This window comes from Enterobacter sp. 301B (assembly GCF_003850715.1).
Classification (GTDB): Bacteria; Pseudomonadota; Gammaproteobacteria; order Enterobacterales; family Enterobacteriaceae; genus Enterobacter; species Enterobacter intestinihominis.
The window spans coordinates 267,051-273,720 of the sequence record NZ_PQTC01000005.1; the positions used below are offsets into that span (position 1 = coordinate 267,051).

A 6,670-nucleotide genomic window follows, 5' to 3' on the forward strand; every position below is an offset into this window, starting at 1 on the left:
TGTATTACCGGGATGTAAAGTGAATACAACGCTGTTTCGATGGCCGGTACGTGTCTATTACGAAGATACCGATGCCGGTGGTGTGGTCTACCACGCCAGCTACGTTGCTTTTTATGAACGGGCACGCACAGAGATGCTGCGCCATCATCACTTTAGTCAACAGGTGCTGTTGGCTGAGCGAGTTGCCTTCGTGGTACGCAAGATGACGCTTGAGTATTTTGCGCCTGCCAGACTCGACGATATGCTCGAAGTCCAAACAGAAATTACATCAATGCGCGGAACTTCACTGGTTTTCACGCAGCGGATAGTCAATGCAGAGAACACGGTACTGAACTCAGCTGAAGTCCTGATTGTCTGTGTTGATCCAACCATAATGAAGCCTCGTGCGCTTCCTAAGTCTATTGTCGCGGAGTTTAAGCAGTGACTGACATGAATATCCTTGATTTGTTCCTGAAGGCAAGCCTTCTGGTTAAACTTATCATGTTGATTTTGATTGGTTTTTCAATCGCATCCTGGGCCATCATCATCCAGAGAACGCGTATCCTCAATGCCGCTGGCCGCGAAGCCGAAGCGTTTGAAGATAAGTTCTGGTCGGGTATAGAGCTTTCTCGTCTCTATCAGGAAAGCCAGGGACGCCGTGATAACCTTTCAGGCTCCGAACAAATTTTTTATAGTGGTTTCAAAGAGTTCGCTCGCTTACACCGTGCTAACAACCATGCGCCGGAAGCCGTGGTAGAAGGTGCGTCGCGTGCGATGCGCATTTCCATGAATCGCGAACTGGAAAATCTTGAAACGCATATTCCTTTCCTCGGTACCGTTGGCTCCATCAGCCCGTATATCGGCCTGTTTGGTACGGTGTGGGGGATCATGCACGCCTTTATCGCCCTGGGGGCGGTGAAGCAGGCAACCTTGCAGATGGTGGCACCGGGTATCGCAGAAGCACTGATCGCGACCGCAATCGGTCTGTTCGCGGCAATTCCGGCGGTAATGGCGTACAACCGTCTGAGCCAGCGCGTGAATAAACTGGAACTGAACTACGACAACTTTATGGAAGAGTTCACCGCGATTCTGCATCGTCAGGCGTTTACCAGCACCGAGAGCAACAAGGGGTAAACCATGGCCAGATCGCGTGGACGAGGTCGTCGCGAGCTCAAGTCCGAAATCAATATCGTTCCGTTACTGGACGTGCTGCTGGTGCTGCTGCTGATCTTTATGGCGACAGCCCCCATCATCACCCAGAGCGTAGAAGTTGATCTGCCGGATGCGACAGAATCACAGGCGGTAAGCACCAATGACGATCCTCCGGTCATCATTGAGGTTTCCGGCGTAGGGCAGTACAGCGTGGTGGTCGAGAAGGATCGTATGGATCAGCTCCCCCCAGAGCAGGTTATTGCTGAAGCGCAACGACGCCTGGAGTCAAATCCGAAGACGGTCTTCTTAATCGGTGGTGCGAAAGACGTACCATATGATGAAATTATCAAAGCGCTGAACTTGCTACATAGCGCGGGCGTTAAGTCAGTTGGCTTAATGACTCAGCCTATTTGATCATCTGCGTAGTTTTTGGGAACCGATAGTGTCAAAGGCAACCGAACAGAACGACAAGCTTAAGCGAGCGATAATCGTCTCCGCAGTGCTGCACGTGATTCTTTTTGCAGCGCTGATCTGGAGTTCGTTCGATGAGCACATTGATGCATCGGGCGGTGGTGGAGGCTCATCCATCGACGCCGTCATGGTAGATCCCGGTGCGGTAGTGCAGAACTATAATCGTCAGCAACAGCAGCAGGCGAGCGCAAAACGCGCTGAAGAGCAGCGTGAAAAACAGGCGCAACAGCAGGCGGAAGAGCTGCGTGAAAAGCAGGCCGCCGAGCAGGAACGTTTGAAGCAGCTTGAGAAAGAGCGTTTGCAGGCGCAGGAAGCCGCGAAAGAGCAGGCGGAGCAGCAGAAACAGGCTGAAGCCGCAGCGAAGAAAGCTCAGGAACAGCAGAAGCAGGCGGAGGAGGCGGCAGCCAAAGCCGCAGCAGACGCTAAGGCGCAGGCAGATGCTCAGGCGAAAGTAGCCGCAGAAGCAGCGAAAAAAGCCGCTGCTGACGCGCAGAAGAAGGCCGAAGCAGAAGCCGCGAAGAAAGCCGCTGCTGATGCGAAGAAGAAAGCGGAAGCCGAAGCCGCGAAAAAAGCCGCTGCTGACGCACAGAAGAAAGCCGAAGCAGAAGCCGCGAAGAAAGCCGCCCAGGAAGCAGAGAAAAAAGCGGCCGCCGAAGCGGCGAAGAAAGCGGCTGCCGCTGAGAAAGCTGCGGCAGAAAAAGCCGCCGCTGCGGAAAAAGCCGCTGCTGATAAAAAAGCTGCAGCTGAGAAAGCCGCTGCCGATAAGAAAGCAGCAGCCGAAAAAGCCGCTGCTAAAAAGGCCGCTGCCGCTGAGAAAGCTGCCGCAGCCGCAGGAGTTGACGATCTGCTGGGCGACCTGAGTTCCGGTAAGAATGCACCGAAAACGGGCGGTGGGGCGAAAGGAAATGGACAGCCGTCAAAAGACAGCGGTACCTCCGGAGCCAACGGTGGGGCAACAGGTGCAGATATCAGTGCTTATGCCAAACAGATCCAGGTTGCGATTCAGAGCCGACTCTTTGATGCAGGCCTGTATCAGGGCAAGCAATGCGTACTGCACATCAATCTTGCGCCAGACGGCAGGTTGAAAAGCGTGACGTCTGAAGGGGGCGATCCTGCGCTCTGTCAGGCTGCGCTGGCCGCAGCCAGATCGGCGAACATTCCTAAACCGCCTAGCGAGGCTGTTTATGAAAGGATAAAAGATGCCAAACTGGACTTTAAGCTGTAATCAACTCTTCTAACGGAAGTATGAAAAACAGTCTATGGTCGTAAACAGGATAAGTAGTTTTGTCTATTTGGGTTTGTTAACATTCTGCTAAATTATCGTGGGTAAGGTTACCCAGATAAGGGAGATATGATGAAGCAGGCATTACGTGTAGCAGTTAGTTTTTTAATGCTGTGGGCAGCTGTACTGCACGCAGAAGTACGTATCGAGATCACCCAGGGGGTGGACTCGGCGCGTCCGATTGGTGTCGTTCCGTTCCAGTGGGCAGGCCCGGGCGCTGCGCCTGAAGATATTGGCGGCATTGTTGCAGCTGACCTGCGTAACAGCGGTAAATTTAACCCATTAGATCGTTCCCGCCTGCCTCAGCAGCCGGGTACTGCGCAGGACGTTCAGCCTGCTGCATGGTCTGCGCTGGGTATTGATGCGGTAGTTGTCGGTCAGGTTACGCCTGCACCAGACGGCGGCTATAACGTTGCGTATCAGCTGGTTGATACCGGCGGTGCGCCGGGTACCGTTCTGGCTCAGAACACGTATAAAGTGAACAAGCAGTGGCTGCGCTACGCTGGCCATACGGCGAGTGACGAAGTGTTTGAGAAGCTGACCGGTATTAAAGGTGCGTTCCGTACCCGTATCGCGTACGTGGTACAGACCAACGGCGGCCAGTTCCCTTATGAGCTGCGCGTCTCTGACTACGATGGTTACAACCAGTTCACCGTACACCGTTCACCGCAGCCGCTGATGTCTCCGGCATGGTCTCCGGACGGCTCTAAGCTGGCGTATGTGACCTTCGAAAGCGGCCGCTCCGCGCTGGTCATCCAGACGCTCTCTAACGGTGCTGTTCGTCAGGTTGCGTCATTCCCACGTCACAACGGTGCACCTGCGTTCTCTCCGGACGGTACCAAACTGGCGTTTGCCCTGTCTAAAACCGGTAGCCTGAACCTGTACGTAATGGATATTGGTTCTGGTCAGATCCGTCAGGTCACGGATGGTCGTAGCAATAACACTGAGCCAACCTGGTTCCCGGACAGCCAGAATCTGGCCTTTACGTCCGACCAGGCAGGTCGTCCACAAGTTTATAAAGTGAATATCAACGGCGGAGCAGCGCAGCGTATTACCTGGGAAGGTTCTCAGAACCAGGATGCTGACGTCAGTGCCGATGGTAAAACAATGGTAATGGTCAGCACTGCGGGTGGTCAGCAGCACATTGCCAAACAAGATCTGGTAACGGGAGGCGTACAAATACTGTCGTCAACGTTCCTGGATGAAACGCCAAGTCTGGCACCTAACGGCACCATGGTAATCTACAGCTCTTCTCAGGGGATGGGATCCGTGCTGAATCTGGTTTCTACAGATGGGCGTTTCAAAGCGCGTCTTCCGGCAACTGATGGACAGGTAAAATCACCTGCCTGGTCGCCGTATCTGTAATAATAATTAATTGATTACTAAAGGAATCTTAGAAATGCAACTGAACAAAGTGCTGAAGGGGCTGATGATCGCTCTGCCTGTTATGGCAATCGCAGCGTGTTCTTCTAACAAGAACGCAAGCAATGACCAGAGCGGCGAAGGCATGATGGGTGCCGGCACCGGTATGGACGCTAACGGCAATGGCAATATGTCTTCTGAAGAGCAAGCGCGTCTTCAGATGCAGCAGCTGCAGCAGAACAACATCGTTTACTTCGATCTGGATAAATACGACATCCGTTCTGACTTCGCTGCGATGCTGGATGCGCACGCAAACTTCCTGCGTAGCAACCCGTCTTACAAAGTCACCGTAGAAGGTCACGCGGACGAACGTGGTACTCCGGAGTACAACATCTCCCTGGGTGAACGTCGTGCAAACGCTGTTAAAATGTATTTGCAGGGTAAAGGCGTTTCTGCTGACCAGATCTCCATCGTTTCTTACGGTAAAGAAAAACCAGCAGTACTGGGTCACGACGAAGCGGCTTACTCCAAAAACCGTCGTGCCGTACTCGTTTACTAAGAGAATTGCATGAGCAGTAACTTCAGACATCATCTGATGAGTCTGTCGTTACTGGTTGGAATAGCGGCCCCCTGGGCCGCTTTTGCTCAGGCACCAATCAGTAGTGTCGGCTCAGGCTCGGTAGAAGACCGGGTTACTCAACTCGAGCGTATTTCTAACGCTCACAGCCAACTTTTAACTCAACTCCAGCAGCAGCTTTCCGATAACCAGAATGATATTGATTCCCTTCGTGGTCAGATTCAGGAGAGCCAGTATCAGCTTAATCAGGTTGTGGAGCGCCAGAAGCAAATTTTGTTGCAGATGGATAGCCTGAACAGCGGCGGAGCAACAGCACAGCCAGCAGCAGGCGATCAAAGCGGTTCGGCGACGCCTGCACCTGCGGCAGATGCCTCCGCGTCGTCAGGTGCGCCTGTACAGAGCGGTGACGCGAATACGGACTATAACGCGGCCATTGCCCTGGTGCAGGATAAATCGCGCCAGGACGATGCTATCGTTGCGTTTCAGAACTTCGTTAAGAAGTACCCTGATTCCACTTACCAGCCAAATGCGAACTACTGGCTGGGTCAGTTGAATTACAACAAGGGTAAAAAGGATGATGCGGCGTTTTATTTTGCCTCTGTGGTGAAAAATTACCCGAAATCACCGAAAGCGCCTGATGCGATGTATAAAGTCGGCGTGATCATGCAGGACAAAGGCGACACTGCAAAAGCCAAAGCGGTTTATCAGCAGGTGGTTGCAAAATTCCCGGGTACAGACGGCGCCAAACAAGCGCAAAAACGTTTAAGTTCGATGGGTTGATTATCGCATGACCAGAAATCGCGTCATTTCTGGTCGTGCAGCATGATTCCTAAGCAGTTAAGTGATCTTCATCGAAATTTTTGTTGCGCAGAATTCTTAAATCAGTAATATATGCCGCCGTTGCCACGGGATATCAAACAACGTGAAAGCAGCGCAAAAGTGGGTCGTTAGCTCAGTTGGTAGAGCAGTTGACTTTTAATCAATTGGTCGCAGGTTCGAATCCTGCACGACCCACCACTTAAAGCAGTTCCGGCAGTACAGAGTGGGTGATTAGCTCAGTTGGTAGAGCATCTCCTTTACACGGAGGGGGTCGGCGGTTCGAGCCCGTCATCACCCACCACTCGGGTCGTTAGCTCAGTTGGTAGAGCAGTTGACTTTTAATCAATTGGTCGCAGGTTCGAATCCTGCACGACCCACCAATTTTATTGGTTCCGAGTGATAATTCAGGCAACACCCGAATGGGTCGTTAGCTCAGTTGGTAGAGCAGTTGACTTTTAATCAATTGGTCGCAGGTTCGAATCCTGCACGACCCACCAGCCTGAATAGATTTGAAGTACATCCCGTAAGGGGTCGTTAGCTCAGTTGGTAGAGCAGTTGACTTTTAATCAATTGGTCGCAGGTTCGAATCCTGCACGACCCACCAATTTTAATGTCTTACTCAGATACTACACGTGAAGGATAACGTTGCTTTAGCAACGGCCCGAAGGGCGAGGCGAAGCCGAGTCATCCTGCACGACCCACCAATGTAGAAAGGCGCCCTAAAGGCGCCTTTTTGCTATCTGTCTTTCGCCAGTACCTTGTAGGTCGGGTAAGGCGAAGCCACCAGCCGACAAATGCTACCGGCATCAATTCCCGATGACATTCCCCCTCAAATTCGCTATCTTGTTTAGTATATAAAACACCATTGCCTCATTTTTGTTATCTCATGCAAAACAAAGGCTGAATCGCCACGGGTTTAACAGACACCTCAGAGTCATTTAAGATGGCTTAAAGAGAGGTGCCCATGAGCGGTAAGCGTTATCCCGAAGAGTTTAAAACTGAAGCAGTCAAACAGGTTGTTGATCGCG

At 52.1% G+C, this 6,670-nt stretch carries 7 protein-coding genes and 5 tRNA genes; all 12 read left to right on the forward strand.

Annotation, left to right across the window (positions count from 1 at the left end):
- Positions 1 to 19 precede the first annotated feature (19 nt).
- Positions 20 to 424, forward strand: a complete 405-nt coding sequence (gene ybgC / locus C3451_RS08220; RefSeq protein WP_003858593.1) for a tol-pal system-associated acyl-CoA thioesterase — start codon at positions 20 to 22, stop codon at positions 422 to 424.
- Positions 421 to 1,113 carry a Tol-Pal system protein TolQ gene (tolQ, locus tag C3451_RS08225; RefSeq protein WP_074142935.1) on the forward strand — a complete coding sequence of 231 codons (693 nt, stop codon included), beginning with the start codon at positions 421 to 423 and terminating at the stop codon, positions 1,111 to 1,113. Before ybgC ends, tolQ begins: the two co-directional genes overlap by 4 nt.
- A 3-nt stretch (positions 1,114 to 1,116) precedes the next feature.
- The gene (gene tolR / locus C3451_RS08230) at positions 1,117 to 1,545 is read left to right on the forward strand and encodes a colicin uptake protein TolR (protein WP_003858589.1); all 429 of its coding nucleotides are present in this window, start codon (positions 1,117 to 1,119) and stop codon (positions 1,543 to 1,545) included.
- 28 nt (positions 1,546 to 1,573) lie between these two features.
- Positions 1,574 to 2,827 carry a cell envelope integrity protein TolA gene (tolA, locus tag C3451_RS08235; RefSeq protein WP_023299616.1) on the forward strand — a complete coding sequence of 418 codons (1,254 nt, stop codon included), beginning with the start codon at positions 1,574 to 1,576 and terminating at the stop codon, positions 2,825 to 2,827.
- A gap of 129 nt (positions 2,828 to 2,956) precedes the next feature.
- Positions 2,957 to 4,249, forward strand: coding sequence for a Tol-Pal system beta propeller repeat protein TolB (gene tolB / locus C3451_RS08240; RefSeq protein WP_022647472.1), 1,293 nt, complete (start codon positions 2,957 to 2,959; stop codon positions 4,247 to 4,249).
- Between the two features lie 34 nt (positions 4,250 to 4,283).
- Positions 4,284 to 4,805, forward strand: a complete 522-nt coding sequence (gene pal / locus C3451_RS08245) for a peptidoglycan-associated lipoprotein Pal (protein WP_003858578.1) — start codon at positions 4,284 to 4,286, stop codon at positions 4,803 to 4,805.
- 9 nt (positions 4,806 to 4,814) lie between these two features.
- Complete coding sequence (gene cpoB, locus C3451_RS08250) at positions 4,815 to 5,603, forward strand: cell division protein CpoB (RefSeq protein ID WP_124304285.1); 789 nt, start codon at positions 4,815 to 4,817, stop codon at positions 5,601 to 5,603.
- A 161-nt stretch (positions 5,604 to 5,764) separates the two neighbouring features.
- Positions 5,765 to 5,840 (forward strand) — tRNA-Lys (locus tag C3451_RS08255).
- Between the two features lie 27 nt (positions 5,841 to 5,867).
- Positions 5,868 to 5,943: transfer RNA gene (locus C3451_RS08260), tRNA-Val, on the forward strand.
- Between the two features lie 3 nt (positions 5,944 to 5,946).
- Positions 5,947 to 6,022: transfer RNA gene (locus tag C3451_RS08265), tRNA-Lys, on the forward strand.
- 41 nt (positions 6,023 to 6,063) lie between these two features.
- Positions 6,064 to 6,139 (forward strand) — tRNA-Lys (locus C3451_RS08270).
- A gap of 31 nt (positions 6,140 to 6,170) precedes the next feature.
- Positions 6,171 to 6,246: transfer RNA gene (locus C3451_RS08275), tRNA-Lys, on the forward strand.
- Positions 6,247 to 6,670: the final 424 nt, after the last annotated feature.